This is a genomic window from Sphaerisporangium corydalis (assembly GCF_025506355.1).
Lineage (GTDB): Bacteria > Actinomycetota > Actinomycetes > Streptosporangiales > Streptosporangiaceae > Sphaerisporangium > Sphaerisporangium corydalis.
Map to the genome: position 1 here is coordinate 19622 of NZ_JANZYP010000053.1, position 25260 is coordinate 44881.

25 protein-coding genes are annotated in these 25260 nt (G+C 70.4%); 12 read left to right on the forward strand and 13 right to left on the reverse strand.

Annotated elements, in window-relative coordinates; genetic code table 11:
• Nucleotides 1-81: 81 nt before the first annotated feature.
• Together NYZ98_RS29560 and NYZ98_RS29565 are read left to right on the forward strand one after the other, a co-directional pair.
• Entirely contained in the window at nucleotides 82-741 is a 660-nt protein-coding gene (locus NYZ98_RS29560) for an NAD(P)H-binding protein (protein WP_262846848.1), read from the forward strand.
• A 213-nt stretch (nucleotides 742-954) separates the two neighbouring features.
• Nucleotides 955-1830: an alpha/beta fold hydrolase gene (locus NYZ98_RS29565; protein ID WP_262846849.1), complete on the forward strand. Its 876-nt coding sequence runs from the start codon at nucleotides 955-957 to the stop codon at nucleotides 1828-1830.
• Nucleotides 1831-1862: 32 nt separating this feature from the next.
• Here the strand turns inward: NYZ98_RS29565 and NYZ98_RS29570 are convergent, their stop codons facing one another.
• Entirely contained in the window at nucleotides 1863-2906 is a 1044-nt protein-coding gene (locus tag NYZ98_RS29570; RefSeq protein WP_262846850.1) for a TetR/AcrR family transcriptional regulator C-terminal domain-containing protein, read from the reverse strand.
• Between the two features lie 157 nt (nucleotides 2907-3063).
• Here NYZ98_RS29570 and NYZ98_RS29575 point away from each other — a divergent pair, with 157 nt between their 5' ends.
• The gene (locus NYZ98_RS29575) at nucleotides 3064-4173 is read left to right on the forward strand and encodes an FAD-dependent monooxygenase (protein ID WP_262846851.1); all 1110 of its coding nucleotides are present in this window, start codon (nucleotides 3064-3066) and stop codon (nucleotides 4171-4173) included.
• 121 nt (nucleotides 4174-4294) lie between these two features.
• A complete protein-coding gene (locus tag NYZ98_RS29580) occupies nucleotides 4295-4804 on the forward strand; it encodes a DUF523 domain-containing protein (protein WP_262846852.1) in 510 nt (169 codons plus the stop codon).
• A gap of 93 nt (nucleotides 4805-4897) precedes the next feature.
• Here NYZ98_RS29580 and NYZ98_RS29585 read toward each other — a convergent pair whose 3' ends face one another.
• A complete protein-coding gene (locus NYZ98_RS29585) occupies nucleotides 4898-6133 on the reverse strand; it encodes a DUF4032 domain-containing protein (RefSeq protein ID WP_262846853.1) in 1236 nt (411 codons plus the stop codon).
• Between the two features lie 461 nt (nucleotides 6134-6594).
• Between NYZ98_RS29585 and ngcE the strand changes: the two genes are divergently transcribed.
• The 5 genes from ngcE to NYZ98_RS29610 all read left to right on the forward strand — a co-directional run bounded on the left by ngcE (nucleotide 6595) and on the right by NYZ98_RS29610 (nucleotide 12986).
• Nucleotides 6595-8046 (forward strand): N-acetylglucosamine/diacetylchitobiose ABC transporter substrate-binding protein, encoded by a 1452-nt coding sequence (gene ngcE / locus NYZ98_RS29590; RefSeq protein ID WP_262846854.1) that lies wholly within the window; start codon nucleotides 6595-6597, stop codon nucleotides 8044-8046.
• Nucleotides 8047-8052: 6 nt separating this feature from the next.
• A complete protein-coding gene (locus NYZ98_RS29595; protein WP_262846855.1) occupies nucleotides 8053-9009 on the forward strand; it encodes a carbohydrate ABC transporter permease in 957 nt (318 codons plus the stop codon).
• Nucleotides 9006-9914 (forward strand): carbohydrate ABC transporter permease, encoded by a 909-nt coding sequence (locus NYZ98_RS29600; protein ID WP_262846856.1) that lies wholly within the window; start codon nucleotides 9006-9008, stop codon nucleotides 9912-9914. The genes NYZ98_RS29595 and NYZ98_RS29600 overlap by 4 nt, the downstream gene beginning before the upstream one ends.
• 195 nt (nucleotides 9915-10109) lie before the next feature.
• Nucleotides 10110-12218 (forward strand): M6 family metalloprotease domain-containing protein, encoded by a 2109-nt coding sequence (locus tag NYZ98_RS29605; protein WP_262846857.1) that lies wholly within the window; start codon nucleotides 10110-10112, stop codon nucleotides 12216-12218.
• Nucleotides 12219-12446: 228 nt separating this feature from the next.
• Complete coding sequence (locus NYZ98_RS29610) at nucleotides 12447-12986, forward strand: carboxymuconolactone decarboxylase family protein (protein ID WP_262846858.1); 540 nt, start codon at nucleotides 12447-12449, stop codon at nucleotides 12984-12986.
• Nucleotides 12987-13026: 40 nt separating this feature from the next.
• Here the strand turns inward: NYZ98_RS29610 and NYZ98_RS29615 are convergent, their stop codons facing one another.
• On the reverse strand, nucleotides 13027-13722 hold the full coding sequence (locus tag NYZ98_RS29615) for an alpha/beta fold hydrolase (RefSeq protein WP_262846859.1): 696 nt from the start codon (nucleotides 13720-13722) through the stop codon (nucleotides 13027-13029).
• A gap of 127 nt (nucleotides 13723-13849) precedes the next feature.
• On the opposite strand from NYZ98_RS29615, the gene NYZ98_RS29620 reads away from it, so the two are divergent.
• The gene (locus tag NYZ98_RS29620; protein ID WP_262846860.1) at nucleotides 13850-14143 is read left to right on the forward strand and encodes a 4a-hydroxytetrahydrobiopterin dehydratase; all 294 of its coding nucleotides are present in this window, start codon (nucleotides 13850-13852) and stop codon (nucleotides 14141-14143) included.
• A 57-nt stretch (nucleotides 14144-14200) separates the two neighbouring features.
• Here NYZ98_RS29620 and NYZ98_RS29625 read toward each other — a convergent pair whose 3' ends face one another.
• The 6 genes from NYZ98_RS29625 to NYZ98_RS29650 form a co-directional block, all read right to left on the reverse strand.
• Entirely contained in the window at nucleotides 14201-14836 is a 636-nt protein-coding gene (locus NYZ98_RS29625) for a TetR/AcrR family transcriptional regulator (RefSeq protein WP_262846861.1), read from the reverse strand.
• A 4-nt stretch (nucleotides 14837-14840) separates the two neighbouring features.
• A complete protein-coding gene (locus tag NYZ98_RS29630) occupies nucleotides 14841-15233 on the reverse strand; it encodes a hypothetical protein (RefSeq protein ID WP_262846862.1) in 393 nt (130 codons plus the stop codon).
• A gap of 110 nt (nucleotides 15234-15343) precedes the next feature.
• Complete coding sequence (locus NYZ98_RS29635; protein WP_262846863.1) at nucleotides 15344-16180, reverse strand: alpha/beta fold hydrolase; 837 nt, start codon at nucleotides 16178-16180, stop codon at nucleotides 15344-15346.
• Nucleotides 16181-16449: 269 nt separating this feature from the next.
• Nucleotides 16450-16935 (reverse strand): GNAT family N-acetyltransferase, encoded by a 486-nt coding sequence (locus tag NYZ98_RS29640; protein ID WP_262846864.1) that lies wholly within the window; start codon nucleotides 16933-16935, stop codon nucleotides 16450-16452.
• Between the two features lie 254 nt (nucleotides 16936-17189).
• Entirely contained in the window at nucleotides 17190-17390 is a 201-nt protein-coding gene (locus tag NYZ98_RS29645; RefSeq protein WP_262846865.1) for a DUF397 domain-containing protein, read from the reverse strand.
• A gap of 5 nt (nucleotides 17391-17395) precedes the next feature.
• Nucleotides 17396-18229 carry a helix-turn-helix domain-containing protein gene (locus tag NYZ98_RS29650; protein ID WP_262846866.1) on the reverse strand — a complete coding sequence of 278 codons (834 nt, stop codon included), beginning with the start codon at nucleotides 18227-18229 and terminating at the stop codon, nucleotides 17396-17398.
• Between the two features lie 270 nt (nucleotides 18230-18499).
• Here NYZ98_RS29650 and NYZ98_RS29655 point away from each other — a divergent pair, with 270 nt between their 5' ends.
• Nucleotides 18500-18958 (forward strand): ATP-binding protein, encoded by a 459-nt coding sequence (locus NYZ98_RS29655; protein WP_262846867.1) that lies wholly within the window; start codon nucleotides 18500-18502, stop codon nucleotides 18956-18958.
• Between the two features lie 86 nt (nucleotides 18959-19044).
• A complete protein-coding gene (locus tag NYZ98_RS29660; RefSeq protein ID WP_262846868.1) occupies nucleotides 19045-19824 on the forward strand; it encodes a thioesterase family protein in 780 nt (259 codons plus the stop codon).
• A 12-nt stretch (nucleotides 19825-19836) separates the two neighbouring features.
• Here the strand turns inward: NYZ98_RS29660 and NYZ98_RS29665 are convergent, their stop codons facing one another.
• The 4 genes from NYZ98_RS29665 to NYZ98_RS29680 form a co-directional block, all read right to left on the reverse strand.
• A complete protein-coding gene (locus NYZ98_RS29665; protein ID WP_262846869.1) occupies nucleotides 19837-20463 on the reverse strand; it encodes a class I SAM-dependent methyltransferase in 627 nt (208 codons plus the stop codon).
• Between the two features lie 199 nt (nucleotides 20464-20662).
• Nucleotides 20663-23548 carry a PEP/pyruvate-binding domain-containing protein gene (locus tag NYZ98_RS29670; RefSeq protein WP_262846870.1) on the reverse strand — a complete coding sequence of 962 codons (2886 nt, stop codon included), beginning with the start codon at nucleotides 23546-23548 and terminating at the stop codon, nucleotides 20663-20665.
• Nucleotides 23545-24309: a TetR/AcrR family transcriptional regulator gene (locus NYZ98_RS29675; RefSeq protein WP_262846871.1), complete on the reverse strand. Its 765-nt coding sequence runs from the start codon at nucleotides 24307-24309 to the stop codon at nucleotides 23545-23547. The genes NYZ98_RS29670 and NYZ98_RS29675 overlap by 4 nt, the downstream gene beginning before the upstream one ends.
• Nucleotides 24310-24555: 246 nt before the next feature.
• Nucleotides 24556-25002 carry a hypothetical protein gene (locus NYZ98_RS29680; protein ID WP_262846872.1) on the reverse strand — a complete coding sequence of 149 codons (447 nt, stop codon included), beginning with the start codon at nucleotides 25000-25002 and terminating at the stop codon, nucleotides 24556-24558.
• Nucleotides 25003-25260: the final 258 nt, after the last annotated feature.

The window sequence follows — 25260 nt, forward strand, 5'->3', positions numbered from 1 at the left end:
CTGGTCAAGATGTCGTGCCCGGATCCCCGCGTGGCACCGGGTGCGCGAGGATGGCGGGAAGGATCAATGGGGGAGGCTCACATGCGCGTCGTCATCGCGGGCGGACACGGCAAGATCGCACTTCGGCTGGAGCGGCTGCTCGCCGGGCAGGGGGACGAGCCGGTCGCGCTGGTCCGCGATCCCGGCCACGAGGCGGACGTCCAGGCGGCCGGGGCGCGCGCGGTCCTGTGCGACCTGGAGACCGCCGGGGTGGAGGAGGTGGCGACGGCGCTGCGGGGCGCGGGCGCGGTGGTGTTCGCGGCCGGGGCGGGGCCGGGCAGCGGCGCCGCCAGGAAGGACGCCGTCGACCGCGCGGGGTCGGTGCTGCTGGCCGAGGCGGCCGAGCGGGCCGGGGTGCGGCGCTTCGTGCAGATCTCCAGCATGGGCGCGGGCCAGGCGCCCCGCGCCGGCACCGACGACGTCTGGGCCGCGTACATCAAGGCGAAGACCGACGCCGAGGACGACCTGCGGGCGCGTGACCTCGAATGGACGGTGCTGCGGCCCGGCGGGCTCACCGACGACCCGGGCACCGGTCTCGTCACCCTGGCGGCGCCCTCGCTGCCTCGCGGGAAGGTGACCCGTGACGACGTGGCCGCCGTGATCGTCGCCCTCCTCGGCACCCCCGACTCGGCCGGCCACACCCTGGAACTGGTCGAGGGCACCACCCCGGTGGCCGAGGCCGTCGAGGCGGCCGTCTCCTGAACCGGGAGCACTCGCGCCCGGCCCGATGAACAGGGAGCACTCGGGCCCGGCCCGATCAACCGGGAGCGCTGCCTGCCGTCTCCCGCACCGGAGCGCGCCGGCCGTCTCCTGGAAGGCGCGCTCGCGGGCTTGACCGGGAGCTTGCGGGCCGGGTGCCGGTTCTGGACGGTGAGGGGGTTGTCGGCACCCGAAACAGAATGGAATTCTGTTCTCATGAACCGCGCGACGGCGAACGGCATCGAGATCGTGTACGACTCCTTCGGGTCCCCGGACGGGCGCCCGCTACTTCTGATCATGGGGCTGGGCTCCCAGATGATCCACTGGGACGAGGAGTTCTGCGAGCTGCTCGCCGCCCAGGGCCACCACGTCGTCCGCTTCGACAACAGGGACGTCGGCCTGTCGACGCACCTGCACGCGGCGGGCGTGCCCGACCTCGGCGCGGCGCTCGGCGGCGGCGCCATCACGCCTCCGTACCTGCTGGCGGACATGGCCGACGACGCGGCCGGCCTGATGGACGCGCTCGGCTGGGACAGCGCGCACGTGCTCGGCGCGTCCATGGGCGGGATGATCGCCCAGTCGTTCGCCATCGGGCACCCCGGCAGGACCCGCAGCCTCACGTCCATCATGTCCACACCCGGCCGCGAGGTGGGGCCGCCGACCGAGGCGGCGATGGGGGCGCTGCTCACCGGCTCGGCCCCCGACCGGGACGCGGTCGTCCGCCGCTCCGTGGAGGTGTGGAAGGTCATCGGCTCGCCCGGGTACCCGCTCGACGAGGAGCGCATCGCCAGGGTCGCCGGCCTGAGCTTCGACCGCGCCTACGACCCCGCCGGGTTCGGCCGCCAGCTCGCCGCCATCCTCGCGTCGGGCGACCGCACCGCCGCGCTGGGCGGGCTGTCGGTGCCCACGCTGGTGATCCACGGCGAGGCCGACCCGCTGGTCCAGCTCGCCGGCGGCGTCGCCACGGCGGACGCCATCCCCGGCGCGAAGCTCCTGACCTTCCCCGGGATGGCCCACGACCTGCCGCGCCCGCTCTGGCCGGAGATCGTCGCCGCCGTGACCGACCTCACCGAACGCGCCGACCGCCCCTGACCCGCCGGCCGCCCCTAACGCGACGGCCGCCCCTAACGCGCCGGCCGCCCCTGACCCGGCGGGTCTCCCATGCGCGGGGCCAGGCCGTCGAGCAGGAGGCGGAGGCCGAGTTCGAAGAGGTCGTCCAGGTGGAGGTCGTAGCCGTCCTGGAGTTCCCCGACGAGCCTGGCGAAGGTCGGGTACCGCCCCGAGGCGGCGATCGCGGCGAGCGCGGGGCCCTGGACGTCCATCCACTGGTCCTCCGACATCCCGGTCGCCGCCTCGTCCTGCGCCGCGCGTTCGAGGTTGGCCGCGACGCCTTGGACGAAGCTGAACATCAGCGCGTGCAGGTCGAGCACGGCCGCCGGTGCCAGGCCGTGGCCGTCGAGGGCGCTGAGCGCGAGTTCGCCGTGCACCATCAGGCTGGGCACCGGCAGCGGGCGGGTGAGCGCGGTGACGTGCGAGAGCCACGGATGCCTGCGGTGCAGCACCCACAGTGTGCGGGCCACGAGTTCCAGGCGCTCGCGCCAGCCCGATGGGACCTCGGGAGGGTAGGGCTCCTCGGCGTACGCGGCGTCGGCCATCAGCAGGACGAGCTCGTCCTTGCTGGTCACGTGCCGGTAGGGGGACATCGTGGCGACGCCGAGCCGGGCCGCGACGCCGCGCATGGACAGCGCGGCCAGCCCTTCGGCGTCGGCGATCTCGATGGCGGCCCGTACGACGCGTCCACGGGTCAGCTCCCGGTCGGGCTCGGGCGCGCCCTGGCCGTCGTCGTGGCCGGTACGTCGCCTGGCCGGCGCGGAGCCAGACACGGAACCAGGTGCGGAGCTGGGCGAGGCGGGGGCGGTCGTGGACGCGGGCTTGGCGGCGGGCGAGGCCGGGGCGGCGACGGTGGTGCCCGCGCGGGGGCGGGCCTGGACGAGGCCCTCCTGGCGCAGGACGGTGAGCGCCTTGGTGGCGGTGGCGAGCGCGACGTCCCACTCACGCGCGATCTGCCGCGTGGAGGGCACCCGGTCGCCGGGGGCCAGTTCGCCGTCCTGGATGCGCCGCCGGACCTCGGTGACGATGCGCAGGTAGGGCGGATCAGGGTTCGTCACCAGATTCACTCTCCCGTTCTCCTGTCCTAGTACAGACCCTAGCAGGGATCTCCGGCCCTCATCGGTCGCTGTACTAGGACAGAGCAGGAAAACGTGCACTTGGCGGCGCTGTGCATACGCTGTACATTCACCTGTGTACACCGTATGAGGAGGCATCATGAAGACTGTACTCATCGTGGGCGCCGGCGTCGCAGGGCCCGCGCTGGCCTACTGGCTGCGCCGCCGTGGACTCACCCCCACGGTCGTCGAGCGGACGCCGGTCCTCCGCTCCGGCGGCCAGGCGATCGACGTGCGCGGCACCGCCCTGGAGGTCGTGGCCCGGATGGGCGTCGAGGACGAGGTGCGGCGGGCCCGCACCCGGATGCGCGGCATGACGATGCTCGACGGCGACGGCACCGAGATCTGGCGGTCCACCGAGATGACCTTCAGCGGCGGCAGGCTGGACGGCGACGACGTCGAGCTGCTGCGCGAGGACCTCACCCGGCTGCTGTACGAGCGCACCCGCGACGAGGTCGAGTACGTCTTCGGCGACTCCGTCACCAGCCTCGACCAGGACGAGAACGGGGTGCTCGCCGGGTTCGAGCGGGGCGGATCCCGCACGTTCGACCTGGTGGTGGGCGCCGACGGCCTGCACTCCACCGTGCGGGCACTCGCCTTCGGCCCGGAGCGGACGTTCCTGCACCCCCTCGGCACCCACCTGGCGATCTTCTCGGCGGACAACTTCCTGGACCTCGCTGACTGGCAGGTCTGGCTAAGGGAGGGCGACGCGGGCTACGGCATCTACCCGGTCCGGGGCAACAGCGAGATCAGGGTCACGTTCGGCTTCGCCTCCGAGGCCCCCGGGCACGACTACGGGGACGTCGAACGGCAGAAGAGCCTGGTCGCCGAGCGGATGGCGGGCCTGCGCTGGGAGACCCCGAGGCTGCTGAAGGCCATGGGCGAGGCCCCGGACTTCTACTTCGACGCGATGGCGCAGATCAGGATGGACCGCTGGTCGGCGGGCCGGGTGACCCTGGTCGGCGACGCGGGCTACTCGCCCTCGCCGATGTCCGGCCAGGGCACCAGCCTGGCGCTGGTCGGCGCGTACGTCCTGGCCGCCGAGCTGGGCGCCTCGGGCGGCGACCACCGCGCCGCGCTCGCCCGGTACGAGGTGCGAATGCGGCCGTTCGCCGAGCTCAACCAGGCCCTCGCCACCGAGAACCCCGGCGGGCCCCCGGCGGAGGAGTCCATCGAGTACGCCAAGACCGCCATCTCCCTCGACGGCTGACCCGGCGGGGAGGCCGGTTCGGCGGCTCACCCCCGATCCCGCGAGGCAGGGGTGACGGCTCGGCGGGTCCGGGCGCGCCGGGCGACGGCGGGGGCCGGGCGGCGCGGGTTACCGTGAGGGGGTGGAGAGAATCCTGGTCAGTGCCTGCCTCATGGGGCGGCGGGTGCGGTTCGACGGGCGCGCCAAGACCGTGGACGACGCGCTGCTCGCGGGCTGGCGGGCCGAGGGGCGGCTGGTGCCCTTCTGCCCCGAGGTCGAGGGCGGGCTGCCCGTGCCGAGGCCGCCCGCGGAGATCGAGGCGGGCGCCGGGGGCGCCGCCGTCCTGGCCGGTGCCGCGCGCGTCCTGACGCCGGCCGGCGCCGACGTGACCCGCCACTTCCTGGACGGCGCCCACGCCGCCCTCGCCCAGGCGCGGTCGGCGGGGATCAGGATCGCGGTGCTGAAGGACGGCAGCCCGTCCTGCGGCAGCCTGCGCGTCCACGACGGCACGTTCGGCGGGCGGACGGCGCCGGGCGCGGGGGTGACGACGGCCCTGCTGGAGGCGCACGGCGTGCGCGTGTTCTCCGAGGACCGCCTCGGCGAGGCCGCCGCTCACCTGACCACCCTCGAAGGCACGCCGCCGCCCACCTGAGCACCCTCGAAGGCACGCCCCCGCCGAAGACGCCTCCCGCGGCGGACTCCCGCTGAGGGCCCGCCATCCCGCCCGCCGGGCCGTGCGACCGGCTCAGGGGTTGAGGGCGTCGGTGGTGGCGTCGGCGCCGATGATGGCCTTCTCGTCGGGCTTGAACACCAGCACCGTGTCCACGTACGACCGCAGGGCCGCGTCGAGCCCCACGTCATGCCCCTCGGCCTCGGACATGAACCAGCGGTGGTCGAGAACTTCGTGGAAGAGCTGCGCGGGCTCCAGCTTGCCGCGCAGCTCGGGCGGGATCGCGCGGACCGTCGGCTGGAAGGTCTCGGCGAGCCAGCGGTGGGCGACGATCGCCTCGTCCTCGTGCCGGAGCCCCTTGGCGACCCGGAAGGAGTCCAGGTCGTTGAGCAGCCGCCTGGCCTGGTTCTCCTCGACGTCGAGCCCGGTGAGGCGGAGCAGGCGGCGCTGGTGGTGCCCGGCGTCCACGACCTTCGGCCGGACGATCAGCCGGGCGGTGCCGGCCTTGCGCCTGACCATCATCTCGGCGACGTCGAAGCCCAGGGTGTTGAGCCTGCGGATCCGCTGGTCGATGAGGTGCCACTCGACGTCTTCGACGATCTCTTCCTGCGTCAGCTCGTTCCAGAGCCGGTGGTAGCGCTCGCAGAGCTGGTCGGCGAAGGCGAGGGGGTCGATCGAGGCGTGCAGGAACCCGCCCGCCTCCAGGTCGAGCATCTCACCGTAGATGTTGACGTAGGCGACCTCGATGTCGTGGTTGCGCTGGCCCTCGCTGATCACCGGGTGCAGTTCGCCGGTCTCCGCGTCCACCAGGTACGCGGCGAACGCGCCCGCGTCCCGCCGGAACAGGGTGTTGCTCAGCGAGCAGTCGCCCCAGTAGAAGCCCGCCAGGTGCAGCCGCACGAGCAGCACGGCGAGCGCGTCGAGCAGGCGGATGAGCGTGTCCGGCCTTAGGGTCCCCGACAGCATCGCCCGGTAGGGGAGCGAGAACTGCAGGTGCCGGGTGATCAGGGCCGAGTCCAGCGGCTCGCCGTCCGCGTCGGTCCGGCCCGTGACGACCGCCACCGGCTCCACGGACGGGGTGTCGAGCCGGCTCAGGTCCCACAGGAGCTGGTACTCCCGTTTGGCGTACCGTTCGCTGATCTCCTTGATCGCGTAGACGCGCCCGGAGAGCCGGGCGAACCGCACGACGTGCCGGGAGATGCCGCGCGGCAGCGTCACGAGATGGTGCTCGGGCCAGTTCTCCAGGGGAAGATCCCAAGGCAGACGGATGAGGTCGGGATCGCTGGGAGCGCCGGTCATCTGGAGCGGCAACCCTTTGCTCCTCGAATGTCGGGAATGTTGGTTCTGACGCTAGCCGCTCCGCGCGCGTGACGGCGCCCCGGTCCGCTCCGTGGACAGCACCCCGGGCATGAATGACTTTGCGTTATGGATCAACCGCTTTGGGCGACCACCGCAGGACAGATGGCGGGCGGCCAGGGGGTCTGAGGGCGACATGACAGGCGGTCGGCATAGAGCTGGTCTAGACCGGGTCAAGGGGGTGTCGATTTGGCGTCGGTTTGTGCCATCATCGGGCGATGACCTGTGCTGTTGTTAGGTTACGGGGGAGTTTCCCCCGTCACTGGACATCCCCGTTTGTAGCGGGCAGTTTGCTGGTCGGCCACAGCTCGATCACGGGTTGGCCCATACCACTTGACGCTGTACGGGGATGGACGTACGTTCCTCAAACGTTTAGGAAACTTTCCTAATTGATTGCCCCATTTCTGGAGGGTTGCATGTCCAACTCCGCCGGCACGCCCCGAGAGATCACCCGGCGGCAGATGCTCCGCCGGATCGGCCTGACCGCGGTCGTCGCGGGCCCCGCGGCCAGCTTCCTCGCCGCCTGCGCGACCAGCGGGGGCAACTCCGCGGCCTCCCCGACCGCCACCGCCAGCGGCGCGGCGACCTCCGCGGCCAACCCCTTCGGCGTCAAGGCGGACGCCCCCCTCGAAGTCGTCATCTTCAAGGGCGGCCTCGGCGACGCGTACGCCACCGACGTCCACGAGCCGCTGTACAAGAAGGAATTCCCGAAGGCCACCGTCAAGCACGTCGCCACGCAGCAGATCGCCCAGACGCTGCAGCCGCGCTTCGCCAGCGGTGACGTTCCCGACTTCATCGCCAACTCCGGCTCCGACCTGATGGACAACGGCGCTCTCCAGACCGAGGGCCAGCTCCTGGACCTCACCCAGCTCTTCGACGCCCCCTCGATCGACGACCCGAGCAAGAAGGTCAGGGACACCCTGATCCCGGGCACGGTCGAGTCCGGCCTCATCGCCGGCAAGCCCTACATCCTGAACTACGTCTCCAGCGGCTACGGCCTCTGGTACAACGGCAAGCTCTTCCAGGAGAAGGGCTGGACCCCGCCGAAGACGTTCGACGAGTTCAAGACCATCTGCGACACCATCAAGAAGGCCGGCCTCACGCCGTACGCCTACGCGGGCAAGAACGCCTCGTACTACCAGTACTGGATGATCCTGATCACGGCCGCCAAGGTCGAGGGCAACCAGGTGCTGATCGACATCGACAACCTCGCCGACGGCGCATGGACGCGCGACTCGGTGAAGCAGTCGGCCGCCGCGTGGGCGGAGATCGGCAAGTTCATGGACAAGAGCTACGAGGGGCTCATCCACACCGAGGTCCAGACCCGGCAGAACAACGACAAGGTCGCGTTCTACCCCTCCGGTTCCTGGCTGGAGAACGAGCAGAAGGCCAACACCCCGGCCTCGTTCGAGTATGCCGTGACGCCGACCCCGAGCCTCACCTCCGCCGACAAGATGCCGTTCGAGGCCATCCGCGCCGCCGCGGGCGAGCCGTACATCATCCCCTCGAAGGGCAAGAACCCGGCCGGCGCCCTGGAGTACGCCCGGATCATGCTCTCCAAGGAAGGCGCCAAGGGCTTCACCGAGAAGTCCGGCAGCCTCACGGTCGTCGTCGGTGCCGCCGAGGGGCTCACGCTGTCCCCGGGCCTCAAGAGCATCAACGACGCCCAGACCGCCGCGGGCGCCAACATCGTCACCTACAGCAGCTTCGAGAACTGGTACAAGGAGCTGGAGACCGAGCTGCGCAAGCAGACCAACGCGCTCATGTTCGGCCGCATCTCGGCCGACGAGTTCTGCGCCAAGATGCAGAAGAAGGCCGACTCGGTGAAGGCGGACTCCGGCATCACCAAGCAGAACCGGACGGTGTAGCGAATCATGCGGCAAGGCGACGGCGGGCTCGCCGCAGGGCTGTTCAGCGCGAGGCTGAGAAGGTACGGGTTCATCTTCTCCTTCCTCGCGATCCCGTTGATCCTCTACGTGGTCTTCGTGATCAGTCCCTACGCGCAGGCCTTCTACATCTCGTTGACCAACTGGCGGGGAATCTCCGCGAACCCGCAGTTCATCGGGTTCGAGAACTTCACCCGACTGCTGGACGACGACGTCTTCTGGGCGGCGGTCCGTCACCACGGGCTCCTGCTGCTCGCCATGCCGCTGATCACCATCGCCATCGCCCTGTTCTTCTCGTTCCTGCTGAACCTCGGCGGAGGCAGCAGGGGCGGGGCGATGACCGGGGTCTGGGGCTCGAAGTTCTACCGGGTCGTGTACTTCTTCCCGCAGGTGCTGGCCGTGGCCGTCGTCGGCGTGCTGTTCCAGGCGATCTACCGGCCCGACAACACCGGCGTGCTGAACGGCCTGCTGAAGTGGATCGGCGTCGACCCGGTGGGCTGGCTGATCAACACCGACCTGGCCCTGTGGTCGATCATGGCCGTGGTGGTCTGGCAGTCCGTCGGCTTCTACGTGGTGCTGTTCTCGGCGGGCATGTCCGCCATCCCGAGGGACGTGTTCGAGGCGGCGGCGCTCGACGGCGCCGGCCGGTTCCGGCTGTTCTTCAGCATCACGCTCCCGCTGATCTGGGACACCATCCAGGTCGGCTGGGTCTACCTCGGCATCGCGGCGTTCGACTGCTTCGCCCTGGTGCAGGTGCTGTCGGTGGACCGAGGTGGCCCGGACAACGCCACCACGGTCCTGCCCCTGGAGATCTGGCGCACGGCGTTCACGTTCTCCAAGTTCGGCTACGCCTCGGCGATGGGCGTCGCGCTGTTCTTCCTGACCATCACGTTCGCGGCGCTCAGCCTGCGCGTGACGCGCCGCGAGAGGATCGAGCTTTCATGATGGCGACCCAAACCAGCGCGGTCCGGGTGGCCAAGGCGGACAGCACCGACGCCGGCCGCCGGCCGCGCGGGCCGGTGAACCCCTTCGGGGCGCTCTCGCACATCGCGCTCATCGTGTGGACGATCCTGGTCGTCGGGCCGATCCTGTGGACGTTCCTCGCCTCCTTCAAGACCAACCCGGAGATCGTCGGCGACGCGCCGCTCGCGCTGCCGCAGAGCTTCAGCTGGGCGTCCTGGGGGCGGGCCTGGGAGAAGGCGCACATCGGGCGGTACATGCTGAACACGATCTTCGTGGTCAGCGTCAGCACGGCCTTCACCATGCTGTTCGGCTCGATGGCGGCGTACGTGCTCGCCCGGTACAAGTTCTTCGGCAACCGGGCGATCTACTACCTGTTCGTGTCGGGCCTGTCGTTCCCGGTGTTCCTGGCCCTGGTCCCACTGTTCTTCGTCGTGCGGAACCTCGGGCTGATCGACACCCACCTCGGCGTGATCCTCGTCTACATCGCCTACTCGCTGCCGTTCACCGTGTTCTTCCTGACGGCGTTCTTCAAGACGCTGCCGAACTCGGTGGCGGAGGCGGCCATGATGGACGGCGCCTCGCACACGCGGACGTTCTTCCAGATCATGGTGCCGATGGCCAAGCCCGGCCTGATCAGCATCACGATCTTCAACATCCTCGGCCAGTGGAACCAGTACCTGCTGCCGATCGTCCTTTTGTCCGGCGGCGTCGAGGACAAGTGGCTGATCACCCAGGGCATCGCGAACATCAACACGACCGCCGGCTATGAGGCCGACTGGCCGGGGCTGTTCGCCGCGCTCAGCATGGCCATCATCCCGATGCTGATCGTGTACATCATCTTCCAGCGGCAGATCCAGTCCGGCCTCACCGCAGGGGCGGTCAAGTAGCCGTCCGGTCGCAGGCCCGTGCCACCCCGCCTCGCGTGGTGTCACGGGCCTTTTTGACGCTCTTGAGTGACCTATTTCATCATTAATCCCCACAAATCCCTCTATCGCGGTTCGGACAACTGATGGATGATCACCGTCAGCAGCGTCCGTAAGGCGCCCTCTGCCGAGTTCCGGCCAAGATGGAGTGGTGAGACCGTGACCGAGTCCTCAACCCGCCGCAGGAAGCGTCGACTGACCGTACTGTTCATCGCCGTCGTGCTCGGTCCGCTCGGACTCGCCGCGGCCCCGGCCTCCGCGGAGCCGCCCCCGCAGCCCGCCAACCCCTGGCAGGCCGACCTGTGGCCGCAGCGGCAGCCCTGGCAGGAGACCGCGCCCGAGGCACTGTTCAAGGGCAAGCCCGGCGGACCCGCCGCGATCGACCCGCAGAACTGGAAGAACCCCGACCACATGACGTGGGCGGACTACAAGGCCGTCCCCGGGACGACCTGGGCCGACCCGGCGGGCAAGGGGTCCACGCGCACCTTCAAGGGCGCGTTGGTGCTCCTGGACTACCCGAACCAGCCGTTCGTGGTCACCCAGCCGGCCGGGTCGACGGTGTTCAGCAACCCGAGCGCCGAGGCGCACGACATCCCCCGCGACCAGGTGGGCAAGTTCTACCACGACTTCCTCAACGTCCCGGGCACGCTGAACCACGGCCACACCATCCACGAGTACTGGATGGAGGACTCCGGCGGCAGGTACGGCGTCGGGCTCGACGCCTTCGGGCCGTACGAGATGCCCGGCAAGTCCCACGAGTACGCCATGGAGTTCCAGAGCGGCACGGCCTGCCCGGCGGGCGACACCTGCAACCGCAACATCCGCACCGACGGGCGTGCCGCGTGGGCCGCGAGCGCGGGCGAGGACGAGCTCGCCAAGTACGACTTCGTCTTCTACCTCAGCGCCGGCCAGGACGAGTCGTCGACCTGGCAGGAGTTCGGGTCGATGAAGTTCCCCGCCAAGGAGGACGTCACCGACGTCTTCGGCCCGCCCGACCCGGCCCTGCCCAACTGGGCCAGGACCCGGTACGTCGAGTGGACCTCGTGGGCGTCGGCCTCCACCATCTGGCCCAACGCCGGCGGCGGCTCCTCCACCCAGGCCGAGAGCTCCGGCCAGAGCACCTACGCCCACGAGTTCAGCCACATCCTCGGCATCGGCGACAACTACAACAACCCCTTCGGGGTGCCGGCGCGGCGCGACTACACCGGGCCCTGGGAGATGCTCAGCCGGGGCACCTTCAACGGCCCCGGCGGCCCGCACAGCCGCTGGACCATCCCGCCCACCGGGGGCAGCTCGATGGGCGCCCAGCACATGCTCCGCAACAAGCTCAAACTGGAGATGGTGGACGAGCAGAACGTCCTGCGGCTGTCACGGGAGGCGCTGGCCCAGTCGGGACTGGTCGTCGCCCGGGTGACGGCGCGCGAGACCCAGCCGGGCGCGGGCGACCTGTCGGGCGTCAACATCGCGCTCGGCACCGGTGACCTCGCCCCCGCCTGCGACACCCAGACCGACCCGTTCTGCGACGGCCGCGGCTACCAGAACTACACGATCGAGGTGGTGGACCGGGCCGGTTCGGACTCCTTCACCCCCGACTCCGGCGTGCTGCTGGCCAAGACCAAGAACCAGGACCAGGCGCCGTTCGAGTGGGTCATCGACGCCAACCCGCAGGACATCGGGATGACCGACTACGTCCTGCCCGACGGCACGGCCATCCCGATCACGATCGGCGACTACCGGCAGCTGTCCGACGCGCTGTTCCACGCGGGCACCGACTCCGGCAGCGAGTACGAGTACGTCGACGAGGCCAACCGTCTGCACTTCTACGTGCTCGACGTGCGGCGCGACAACAAGGGCACTCTGTCCTACACCGTGGCGGTCCGCTCCCTGGACGGCGCCGGCCCGCAGAAGCGCGGGGTCAAGGTGCTGCCCAGCGTGGCGGTCGCCAAGGGCACCGAGTGGGCGTCCTGCCGCTTCCCGCTCGCCAACACCGGCAAGGCCGCGCCGCCGGCGGGCCAGCACCCCGAGGACGTCGCGTCGTACCTGAAGTCGGACGTCTACCGCCTGTCCACCACCGTGGCGGGCAAGGGCTGGTCGAGCTGGGTGCCGAACAAGCTCTCGGCCGTCGAGTTCGGCGGGTCGGCGGTCGTCCCGGTGTACGCCCAGCGCGGCAAGGGCGGCGCCCACCTGGCCACGCTCAAGCTCACCGCCACCTCCGAGAGCGACCCGTCCAAGAAGTCCACGGCCACCTGCGCCCTGGTCGGCCTCTGACCCTCTCCCGCTTCAGGAGCACGGCCCGCACCCAGCGGGCCGTGCTCTCCGCCGTTCCGGGCTCTGCGGTGTCGGGCATCGGAGCGCGGATCCTCCTATTCGCGAATCCCCCCTTTACCGCTCCCTTGGAACGGGTGAAGATGTAGCCGGAATGATCGTCCACGGCCTGGATCCGGCGCGTCCGGCCGGGCCGTGCCGCCCCTCGCGGGCGCAGGCCGGAAGGACTTCATGGCACACATCGAGCTGGGAAACGACGCTCCTGGGATCAGGGGCCTCATGCAGTACCGTCCCGAGACCGGCAAGGTGCTCAACGAGCTGGCAGAGGTCCTGTTACGCGACGAGAACAGCCTGACCAGGGGCGAGCGCGAGCTCATCGCCACCTACGTGTCGACCCTCAACCAGTGCCGGTTCTGCTCGGCCTCGCACAAGGCCTTCGCGGCGGCGCAGCTCCCCGGCGGCCATGAGCTGGTCGCCCACGCGTGCTCCGACCTCGACACCGCGCCCATCTCCGACAAGCTGAAGGCGCTGCTGCACATCGCGGGCCATGTGCAGCAGATCGGAACCGCGGTCACCGAGAAGGACGTGGCCCTCGCGCGCGACGCCGGCGCCACCGACATCGAGATCCACGACACCGTGCTCATCGCCGCCGCCTTCTGCATGTACAACCGCTACGTGGACGGCCTGGGCACCTTCGCCCCCGACGACCCCGCCTCCTACGACCAGATGGCCCAGCTCATCACCACCCAGGGCTACGCCCCGCGCCCCTGACGCCGCCTCACGCGCCGGGCGGCGGGCAGGGCTTCGCGCGTCAGGATCCGGCGGCGAACTCGACGAGGTGCCGGGCGGTGCCGGCGGGGTCGACGAGCTGGTGGAGGTGCTCACCGGGCAGGTGCGCCACGCGCCAGCCGCGTTCGCGCGCCTCGGCGGCGACGTCGTCGTACGCGGCGCCGAACAGCAGGTACGAGCAGGGGTGGTCGTCCCAGCCGTCAGGGACGGGGATCTCCTGCTCGTAGTAGGTCTGGGGCAGAGTGGGCTGCTCGTCGACGACCGTCCGGCGCGTCGCCGCATCGGGGAACAAGGGCTCGATGTCCTCGTCGCCCCACCAGTCGGTCCAGCGGGGCAGTACGCCGTCCACGGCCATCGGGCGGAGGAACTCCAGGAACTCGGGTGAGGCGACAGGGGTCGGCCCGGTCCTGGCCGGCAGCGCGGCGTCGACGAAGATCGAGCCGGTCACGGGGTGGTCGAGGCCCGCGCGGATCGCGGGGAGGAACAGGCCCGCGTTGCTGTGCGCCACCAGCGTGACGGGGCCGCCGGCCGGGACCTGCTCGAGGTCCCGGCGGACGGCCTCGACGGCCCGGGGCCAGAACGGCGGGTCACCGTCGCCCACGTTCAGCAGGGACGGCACCCGGGCCTGGTGCCCCGCCGCGGTCAGCCGCCCGGCCACGGGGTGCCAGGTCGAGGGGCCTACGGACGGGCTGTGGACGAGGACGAAGGTCGGCTGCATGTCGGCATCCTGGCGCGGCACCCCCCTGAGCCGCCATCGGGTCGGCCATGGGCGAACAACGAGTTCGGCACGCCGGACGATCCGGGGTGGGGCGACAATGCCGTTCGTCGCGTGAAAGGGTTGTCCCATGGACAGGTTGGACGACGCGACGATCTCCGCCCGGCTGGCCGAGGTGCCCGAATGGCGCCGTGAGGGGGACGAGATCCGCCGCACGGTGGCCGCCCCCGACTTCCGCACGGCCATCGCCATCGTGAACGACGTGGCCGAGCAGGCCGAGAAGCTGAACCACCACCCGGACATCGACATCCGCTGGCGCAAGCTGCACCTCGCCCTGACGACGCACGATTCCGGCGGCCTCACCGAAATGGACTTCAAGCTGGCCGCCCGCATCGACGCCATCGCCGCCGACCACGGCGCCTAGGGCAGGTCGAATCCGGGCCGGCCCACGCGCGGTGGGTCCGGGGTCGTGCCACCAGGGTCAGGTTCGCCGGATGCCGGCGAGCAGGATGTCCGCGAGTTTGCCGGCGTAGTCGTCAGGGTCGATGTGGGGGCGGCCGGTTCCGAGGTACTCGATCATCATGTCGATCGCGCCTTGGTAGGTGATGGCCATCACGCGCGTGTCGAAGTCGCGCAGGGTCCCCTCGGCCTGGCCGCGGCGGAACAGCGACTCCTGTGCCTGGTAGGTCTCTTCGTAGGCGTCGAGCGTCACGCGTGGCCCGCCATCGGAATGACGCAGGTTGCGGACGATGTGGTTGAGCGCGGTGAGCTCCGCCCGGTGGGTGACGGTCAGACCCGCGGCCTGGCGCAGGGCCGCGCGGATGATGTCCGGGACGGGCTCGGTCAGGTCGAGCGAGTTCGCGATGCGGTCGCGGATCGTGGTCATCGTCGCCTTGGCGGTGGACTCCATCAGGTCGTCCTTGTCGGCGAAGTAGTGCCACAGCAGGCCCTTGGAGACGCCGGCCCGCTCGGCGACGCGGGTCAGCGACAGGCCGTCGTAACCGCAGTCGGCGAGTTCCGCCACGGCCGCGGTCATGATCTGTGCCCGGCGCTGGTTCTCGTCGAGCCGACGCCGGCGCGGACCCGACCCTGGGGTCGGTGAGGACGAAGTGGTCATGCCCTCATCGTGGATCATCGGCCTGGTCGTCGGCGACCGGCCGGCGGTTCCGGCGCACCTGGATCGACAGGATCGCGAGGGTCAGCATCATCGCGGCGATGACCAGCATCTCGACGCGCATCCACGCGGGGAAGACGCCGGGCAGCGCGGCCTCGACGAGGTTCACCACCAGCAGGACGCAGCCGATGATGGTGAGCGCGCGAAGACCGGAGGGACTCCCCTTGAGCGCGGCGCGCGTTCGCAGGGGCAGCACGATCGCGAACACGGCGACGATCACGGCGTGACCCCATGCCTCCGAGGTCGCCAGATGTGGCGCCGCTCCCGCCATGACGGCCAGGGCCATCAGCGTGCCCAGGGCCACGACCACGTAGGCGGCCACCAGTCGCTTCACCCTCACGAGCGACACGGGCGCAAGGGAGGCCGACGCGAGCTCATCTCTTCCAACGCTATTGACCATGCGGTCAATGCTAGCGCAATTGACCGCATGGTCAATAGGTGGTGGTGTCCTCAGCCGAGGAACGTCGCGGTCGTCGTGACGAAGCGGCCGGCGTCGTCGAGCCACGGGTAGTGGCCCGCGTCCGGTTGGACGACGAACTCGGCGTTCGGGAACAGCCCGGCGAACTCGGCCACGGTGCCCGGGATCGAGTTCAGGTCGACCTCTCCGGCGAGCAGCAGCACGGGCGCCTCGAACGCGGCGAGCGCCGCGCGGGTGGCCTCGGGGTCGAACGCGCCTTCGGCGCCGAAGACGGCCGCGGCCTCGTCGTTGCGATGGCCGACCTGGGCCGCCAGGTGGGCCTGGGCCGCCGCGTCCCATCGGCCGTAGAAGAAGGGGTCGATGGCCGTCCAGTCGTCGCCGGTGGCGTGCCCGGCCACGATCGACGCGAGGGCAGCGGCCGCCACCGGGTACCAGGGTTCGTCCTTGCGGAGCTCCGCGGTCGCCGTCCTGGCCTCACCGGTGGCCTCGAACCCGACGGCCCGGGTGCTCGGGGTGATCAGCGCCAGCCGGCGGACGCGGTCCGGATGCCGGGCCACGTACAGCGCCGCGAGGTTCGCGCCGGCGCAGTGCGCCAGCAGGTCCAGCCGGTCGAGGCCGAGGTGCTCGCGCAGGGCCTCGACGTCGTCGACCAGCCGGTCACAGCGGTAGGAGGCGGCGTCGGCCGGTGTCGCTGACCGGCCGGTACCGCGAGGGTCCACCATGATCAACTGCCGGTGCGCCGAGAGACCACCGAGGTCGCCGAGGTAGTCGGAGTCCTGCATCCCGCCCGGCAGGCAGACCACCGGGACGCCCTCTCCGAAGACGTGGTAAGCGAGGTCGGTTTCGTCAGGTGCGGAGTAGGCAGGCATGGCGAGATCCTGGCAGCGGCGTCCGGGCAGGACAACAGGAATACGCGGCCAGGGCTGGGGACGCGGAAGCCTCGGGTTCGTACGGGTATGGGGTGGGGGAGGCGCGGAGGCCTCGGGTTCGTACGGGTATGAGCCGGGGACGCGGGAGCCTCGGGTTCGTACGGGTATGGGGTGAGGGAGACGGGGAAGCCGCGGCGATCGTATGGGTATGGGTATGGGATCGGGAGACGCGGAAGCTGCGGTGTTTCTACGGGTTTCTACGGGTGGGGTCAGGGCTGGAAGACGCGGAAGCCTCGGCGTTCGTAGTTGGGGATGGCGTTCGGGTGGTCGTCGGACGAGGTGTGCAGCCACACCCGGCGGGCCGGCCCGGTCCCGTCCGGCTGGACGCGCCAGGCCTGCCGCACGGCCAGCGTGAGCGCGTAGCCGCCCAGGCCCTGGCCGAGGTATTCGGGTAGCAGCCCGAACGTCGTGATCTCCACCTCACCGGGATGGGGTTCCAGGTCCACGATTCCGGCGGTCTCCATGCCGAGTTTGATCAGCCAGTACTGGCGGGAGGGGTGGCTCAGCCATTCGGCCCACTCCTCCTCCGTCCGGGTCGCGCTCGTCCAGTTGTACGCCGCCCCGATGCGGGCCAGGGTCACGGGGATCAGAGCCGAACCGGGATGGACCCGCTCCAGCGCCAGCCCGGTCACGGGCTCGGCGGGACGCAGCTCGTCCAGGCCGGTCATCTCCATATATGTCAGGATCTCTTCCACGACAAGCACGCTACGACAGGCCCGGCGCCATCCCCTACGCGGGTACACCAAGCGACCACCGGCCCCTCATCGTGAGCCCTGACACCGCCGCGAGCCCTGACACCCCGGCGAGCCCTGACACCGCCGTGAGCCCTGACAGCCAAGAGCCACACCACCATGAGCCACACCACCATGAGCCGGACGCGCGGCCCCCTCTGTCTGAAATCGGTCGGCCCTCCAGCTTCCGCCCGGCGGGCCGACTCGGACTCGCGCGATCAGGCGACGAACGTGCCGCCCTTCAGGCCGTTCACGAATGCCGACCAGGCGACGGGAGTGAAGAGGAGAACCGGCCCGGCCGGCTTCTTGCTGTCCCGCACGCCAATGGCCCCAGGCAGGCCGGTGGCGACCTCAACACAGTTCCCACCGCTATTACCGCTGTGAGAACTCTTTTTCCACACGGTCATGGAGAGGTTCATGGGGATCAAACCCTTTGAGTCCATTGAGCGACGGCTTCCTTGATCTTCTCGATCGATTCACCTGGACGATACGCTTCTGCTCTTATCGTGTCATATCTTCCGAGGATGACGGATACGAGTTCGTGTTCGGCCGAGACCTCGCCTGTCCCTGCGGACTCTATGGACACGGTCGTGGGTGCGTTCGCCAGTTCCGCAATCGCGAACCCGGACATCAAGCCGTCCGTCGAGGGGCTGTCGTAGGGAGCGAGTTGCAGCGTGACGTTACGTCGGGTGGCGACGGACGCGAGGTGGGTGAGTTGCTCGCACATGATCTGAGGCCCGCCGATGAAGCGCTGGAGTACCCATTCGTCCAGGAGCACCCACAGGGCGGGTGGCTCGTCCTTGTCGAGGATCAGGCTTCGCCGCATTCGTGACCTGACCTGTTCTTCCACCTCCTGCTCCGTCGTCGCGAGATGGCCGCGGAAGACGGCTCGCGCGTACGCCTCCGTCTGGAGGAGTCCGGGGACTAAAAGGGGGTCCCAGGTGCGCAGGGTCGTCGCCTGGGGCTCGATTTCCTCCTGCCAGCGGAGGAACCACTCCGGTCCGGACGGTGACTCGCTGATCCGGCGGCACAGCCGGGCGAAACGGTGAGCGTCGGGCGGTTCGAAGACGCGGTCGCATCCCTCGGCGAAGTCGAGTTGCGGCCTGCGGGTGCCCGTTTCGATGTGCCCGATAAGTGAGGGTGAGCACCCCAGGCGTTCGGCGAGCCGGGCCTGGGACAGCCCCTTCTCCCTGCGACATCGGGCCAGCTCCCGGCCGAAGCGCTGGACCGGCGTCAGGCGGGCGTCGAGATCGTTCACGGTGCTCCCCCTTCTTATGTCTCCGCACGGATCGCCGACACGTAACGACAAGGTGGTGACAGATCTCTACGTCATTTGGATTCTTTGGTCAGCACCTGTCGCGTGACTCTACCGCGGGATTGTTTCCCTTATCGGCATTCTAGGCATACGCCAAACAGGCCGCGCCGGAAATCGGCGCGAGTAATCCGACAATTCTCACACATCGGCGGAGTGTCCTATGAAGAACCCGTTCCCTAAAACCATTGATCTTGAAGAAGGGGGGTCGGGCGCATGAGTATCCCGCGCATTCCCCGAAAGGAGGCGGAACGGCCGGCGTCCCGGCCGGGCGTTCTCGGCACCATCGACATTCCCGGAGAACTCCGAGCGATCGCGGCGGCGCGGGCGTACGTGCGGGGGCTGCCGGGGGTGGCGGGACGCCCGGACGTGGACCAGGTCGAGCTGCTGGTGAGCGAGCTCGTCGCCAACTCGATGCAGTACTCCGACTCGGGCAGCAGGCCGTGCGGCATGGTGCGGCTGGTGGTGCGCGGCGACTCTCACGTCCTGCGCGTCGAGGTGAGCGATGAGGGCTCGGCCGGCACGATCCCCGCTGTTCCCGCGCAGGTCGACCCGCTCAGCGAGAGCGGCCGGGGTCTGTGGCTCGTCCGGGAGCTGTCCTCGTCATGGGGCTGGCACGAGCGTGCGGCGGGGGGCCGGGTCGTCTGGTTCGAGATGGCGGAGGATCCGGGATGACGGACGGTCGGGACCGGATTCCTCGGCCGAGGTCCGCCGGGGATCGGGCGGTGGGGTTGGCGCGGGGGAGATTAGAATCTCGTTCTGTGGCAGACAATGTGGCGTTCTTCGCGCCCAAGAACGGCGAGCTGGTTCCCGCCCCGCACGCCCGGAGCCCCTGGTCGCCGGACATGCTGCACGGGCGCCTGCTCGGCGGCCTGGCCGCCAGGGCGCTGGAGGCCGAGCACGGCGACCCGGACTTCCACTTCACCCGGCTGACCGTGGACCTGTTCCGCAACAGCCCGATGCTGCCACTGAGCGTGGAGACGGTCCGGGTCAGGGACGGGCGCAGGATCCGGGTGGCCGACGCCACGGTCCGTACCGAGCAGGGCGTGGTCGCGCGTACGAGCGCCGTGCTCCTGCGTCGGGGGCAGCAGCCGGCCGGCGAGATGTGGCGGACACCGGCCTGGGACGCGCCGACGCCGGACGAGCTGGGCCCGCCCCCGCCCGCCGACTGGACGCCGCCGTTCGACCTCTGGCGGCTGAACGACATGTTCCAGCCCGGCCCCAGCCGTGTCTGGCTCAGGGAGACCCATCCCCTGGTCGAGGGCGAGGCGCTGTCGCCGCTCGTACGCGCGGCGCTGGCCGCCGACTTCGCCAGCCCGCTGAGCAACTCGGGCTCGACGGGGCTGCATTTCATCAACGCCGACTACACGCTCACCTTGAGCCGTACGCCGGTCGGGCAGGACGTGGGATTGGAGTCCAACGGCCACCTGAGCGACGCGGGCATCGCGACCGGCCACTGCACGATGTTCGACACCACGGGCCCGATCGGGTACTGCCTGGTCACCGCCGTCGCCAACCCAGGAAGCCGCCTCGGCCGGTAACACGGGGTTCGTTCAGGGGCGGAGGGCCAGGACGCGGAAGCTGACGCCGCGGGTCAGCCGGGAGACCGACTCGATCTGGAAACCGGCCTGCTCCAGGTAGGGCCGGGGGTCGCGGGTCAGGTAGTCGGCCTCGAACCGCACGAACAGCGGTTCCACCAGCCGCATCCCCGCCCGGATGACCGGGTTGCTCGACGGCCCGTGCTCCGCGAGCACGAACCGGCCGCCCGGCTTGAGCACCCGGAAGGCCTCGCGCGCCGCCGCGGCCGGGTCCGGGATGGTGCACATCGTGAACGTGGACAGGACGGTGTCGGCGATGCCGTCGGGCAGCTCCAGACGTTGCACGTCGCCCTGCCGGAACTCCACCCGCGCGCCGAGCCCGGCCCGCGCCACCCGCTTCCTCGCCAGGTCCAGCATCCGCTCGGACAGCTCGACGCCGACCACCGTGACGTCGGCGGGGTACAGCGGCACGTTGAGCCCCGTGCCGGCCGCGATCTCCACGACGTGGCCGCGCGTCTGCGCGACGGCCCATTCCCTGCTGCCCGCGAACAGGCGCCGTTCCCAGACCCGCATCGCGTCGTCGTACCGGTCCGCGATCCGGTCGAACACCCGGCGCACGTCGGCATCCGTGGTAGTACGCATCGGGCGACCTTTCCTGGAACCGGGACTCCGCAGAGTACTTCACCCCGGAAAACGATGAAAGATCGCCCGTGCCCGAGTGATGTCCACGGCCCCCCAAGGGCGGGAAGACGACCGCAACCCTCCGCCGACGGGGACCCCTCCGCCCTCGGCTGGGTGACGGCGACTCCGCACCCTTAGCCGGGTCGAGCGGGCGGGGTGGTCAGGTGGTGGGGTGGAGGAGTTCCACCGTGCCGAGGCCGCCGTCGACGCGGACCAGGTCGCCGGTGTGGAGGCGGGCGGTGGCGTTGCCGCAGCCGACCACGGCGGGGATGCCGAGCTCGCGGGCGACGATGGCGGCGTGGGACAGCGGAGCGCCCACGTCGGTCACCACGGCGGCGGCCCGGGGGAACAGCGGCGTCCAGCCCACGTTGGTCACGGTCGTGACGAGGATCTCGCCGGGGCGCAGGAGGGCGCTCTGGTCGACGCTGGTGATGACGCGCACCCGGCCCTCCACCACTCCGGCCGCGCCCGCGAAGCCCCGGACGGTGTCGCTCGCGGGGACCGCCGCCGCGCGCTCGTCGTAGACGTCGCCGCGCCGATCGGGATCGGCGGCCCAGCGGACCGGGTCGAACCTGCCGAGGATCAGCGACGGGTACGGCGGCAGGGCACGGTACCGCTCATAGGTCGCCCGCCGCGCCCTGACGACCCCCAACGACGCGGGCGCATGGCCGCTGCCCGCCGTGCTGAGGGTGGTGGGGAGGGAGGTGGGTGCTCCATCCGCCGGGTCGGAGGTGATCATGGGCGCGTGGCCGCTGCCCGCCGTGCTGATGGTGGGCGGGGAGGTGGAGGGTTCATCCGTTGAGCCGGTGGTGGTCGTGGGCGGGGGGCCGCTGCTCGCTGTGCCGGCGGTGGTGGGTGCGGGGGTGGTGGTCAGGAGGGTGAGGAGTTCGGTGATGGGGAGGAAGAAGAGGTCGTCGCCGTGGCCGGTGAGCTGTCCGGCGCGCTGGACGAACGTCCGCATGGCCCAGAAGGCGCGGACGACCTCGGAGCGGGCCACCTCCCGGTCGCGGAGCGCCTTGGTCATCCGGGCGATCTTGCGGCGGGTGTCGGCCGTCACCTTGGCGGGGTGGCGCTCGGTGAAGCGCTTCCACGCCGCCGCCCTGGTCTCCTCCTGGCGGGCGAGCAGGGAACCGACGTCGTGTTCGGCCTCGCGGAGCCCGGCGAGCTGCCGGTCGATCCACTCGGGGTCCTCGCCGGGGCGGGCGATGGAGACCTCGAACTCGCTGGGCCCCCGGTGGCCCCACCGCCGGGCGAACGTCTCCCGGTCGATCTCGCCGCGCGACAGCCGTTCCAGCCCGAGCAGCAACCCGAGGCTCGCCAGCCCGCCACCCCCCGCCCCGTCATCCCCGGCCCCCGCCCCGTCGGACCCCGCCCACGCCTCGTCGGACCCCGTCCCTGCTCCGTCGGCTCCGGCCTGGGACCCATTGGACCCGGCCGGGGACCCGGCGCTCCTCGCCTGCAGGCCGGTGAACAGGGCGGCGGCGTCGGAGTCGCCCGCCAGTTTCACGATCTGGTCGCGGTAGACGGTGAGCGCCTTGCCGTCCTGCCGGGTCGCGGCTTCGAGCATGTGCGAGCATTCGAGCAGGTACGGCCCGGCCTCCGCGTGCCACAACTCGGCGAGGCCCGCCGCCGTGGACGTCGCCTGGATCCGTTCGCGCAGCCGTTCGCACCGGCCGGGCGCCGCCGCGAAGAACGCGGGCAGTTTCGGGGTGTTGGCCCGCACCTCGCGCTTCAGCGCGATGGCGGCCGGGAGGATGGCACGGAACATCCGCCACCGCGAGAGCGGGATCAACGGGATCTCCATCCCCGGGGGGATCTTCCCGAACACCGGCTCGATGGCCCGGTTGAACTTCCCGCCCATGCCGAACGCCGTCGCGATCGTGGCCGCGAGGCTGAGGTTCATGTAGAACCGGCCGCCGACGATGCCGTACGCCCGGAACTCGGCCAGCGACGAGGTCCGCATCGCCCCCGACATGAAGATCTGGACGAAGGAGTACGTGCTCGGCGTCATCACGTCCGGGATGGCCTCGCCGAGGTTGCCGTTGCTCCAGAGGTAGTCCCCGGCGAGGCTGTCGTTCCACTCCTCCGGCGGGGCGGTGGTGATCGGGCGGGCCTGCAGGACGAACAGGGCGCCGTCGTGGAGCGCCCACTCGACGTCCATCGGCGCCCCGTACAGCGCCTCGACACGCTCGCCCAGGCGGACCAGCGCGGTCACCCGCCCGGCGTCGAGGACGGGCAGCGCGCGCCGCGCCTCGGGGACCGGCACCTCGGCGGTGCCGCCGTCGGTGCGGACCGTCATCACGGTCTTCTCGCTGATCCGCTGTTCGAGGATCGCGCCGCCGGGCCGGGCGGCCACGATGGTGTCCGCCGTGACCTGCCCGCCGACGACGGCCTCGCCGAGCCCCCACGCGGCGTTGACGATCATCTGGTCCATGGCGCCGGTTACCGGGTTCGCGGTGAACAGGACGCCGGCCGCGTCGGCGGGCACCAGTTCCTGGACGACGACCGCCGTGGTGACCTCGTCCGCCGCGATCCCGTTCCTGGCGCGGTACGCCATCGCGCGCGCCCCCCAGAGCGACGCCCAGCAGCGCCTGACCGCGTCGAGCAGCGCCGCTTCGCCCTGGATGTTGAGGTACGTGTCCTGCTGGCCGGCGAACGACAGGCCCGGGAGGTCCTCGGCCGTGGCCGACGACCGCACCGCGACGGCGGGTTCCCCGAGCGCGGAGTACGCCTCGCGGATCGCCTTGACCGTGGGCTCCGGGAGGTCGTGCGAAGCGAAGAGCGCCTGGATCGTCCCCGCCGCCTCGTCGTACGCGCCGGTGGCGTCGTCACCGGCCACGGGCCGGGCCGGGACGGCGGCGACGACGCGGTCGCGCAGGTCGCCGGTCGTCACGAAGTCGTCGTAGGCCGCGGTGGTGATGTGGAAGCCCGGGGGGACGGGCAGCCCGGCGGCGGCCATCCGGGCCAGGGAGGCGCCCTTGCCGCCGGCGGCCGCGAGGTCGGCGCGGCCGTCGCCGAGGGGGAGTACCAGCGGAAGATCGCTCACCGCACGTAGTCCTTTCCCATGTCGGAGGTGGTGAGGGAGAGGTGGAGCCGGTCCCTGGCGAGGCCGAGGCCCCGGTCCAGGTAGGCGAGCGTGGCCCGGGTGATCGCCGCCGACTGCTCGGGGGACAGGGTGCGGCCGGAGTCCAGCGCGCGGTGCAGCGTCTCGGCCAGCAGGTCGGCGAGCCGCTCGCCGGACACCTGATACTCCTCCGGCATCTGCGGAGTGATGACGAAAAATCCGTACATGGTGGCGCTGATCATGTTCACCTGCTCGACCGGCGTCAGGTCCTCGCGTATCGCCCCGTGCTCGCGCAGAGTGGTCAGGTAGATGCCGGCCAGCGAGCGGACGGCCTCCACGGTCTGGACCTTGGGTTTCTGGCGGATGAGCTTGCCGAGGACCTCGGTGTCGCCGAGGAGCGCGGCCCGCACCAGGGGGCGTGCCATGAGGGCGAGGGCCAGGTGCCGGTACAGGTCGCGTGGTGTCACGCCTCCCGGCCCGGCGACGGCGTTGCGTACCTGCTCCAGCATGGCCACGCGGTCGCGGCGCAGCAGGGCCGCGAACAGCGCCTCGCGCGACTTCCAGTGCAGGTAGATGGTGCCCTTGGCGACGCCGGCCGACCGGGCGACGTCGTCGATGGTCGTCTTGTCGTAGCCCCAGCGCAGGATCAGTTCGGCGGCGGCGTCGAGGATGCGGTGGGCGCGCTCCTCGCGTTGCGGCTGTTCCGGACGGCGCGCCTGGGCATCGGTGTCGGGGGACGGCATGGCCTCGCTCGGTTGAATCCATGACCAGATGTGCTTATCTGGTCATCCAGTGGACGCGCCAACGTTAACCCCACGTCACGAACGGGTCAACCACGGCAAAGAGCCCCTACCGCGCGTCGCGGGCGGGGGAAACCGTGCGTGCTCACCGCTTCACGTGTGAGGGACTGTGTCGTACGCTCTACGGGCGCTGGTCCTGGGCGTCGGCCGCGAAGGCCGCCACCCAGGAGCCGGCCGGCTCGGAGGGGTTCAGCAGATCTCGCCAGGTCCCCGTTGAACGTCCACCGAGTCTGTTATCGCACTACCGGGGGGCATCGTCGGCGATTTCCACCTGGATCTCCCGACGTTGCCCCCCACCGACTCCAGGTAGTCGGCCAGCTTGGTGGAGAGCACCACCGACCGGATCCGGAACCAGCTGTCCTCCGGCCCCTCCAGCGGCACCGATATCTGCCATTCGTCGCCGACGATCCGCACGTCGGTGAAGAACGTGATCGCGCTGTCGGTCGTGTCGGCCTGCTGGACCGCCACCACCTGCTTGGTGCCGGGCCGTGACGTGCCGTGGCCGCTCACCCGCAGGCAGGGCGCGACCTTCGCGTGGGACCCGTGCTGCGGGGCGTCGATGCTGATCTCGGCGACGCTCGCGGGCCAGGTCCTGACCGCCTGAAGCGCGAGCGCGGCCGTCACGGCCACCGCCACGCCACTGGTGAACCCGAGGATCTGCCGGGCTGCCGCCCGAAAGGCGCGATTCCCCCACGTCCCCTCTGAAGGGGACGAAGGTGGCTCTTTTGGTGGTTCCATACTTAACTGTTCGGCTACTGTCATTTCCCGTTATACCTCCTTAATGGCGCTGGTATGAGGCCACAGCGTAGGGCATGTGCCTACAGCGACACGAACTATGTCGTAGATTTCATGAAAGATCATCTCGATATGCCGCTGAGCTGGGCGAACGTCGGT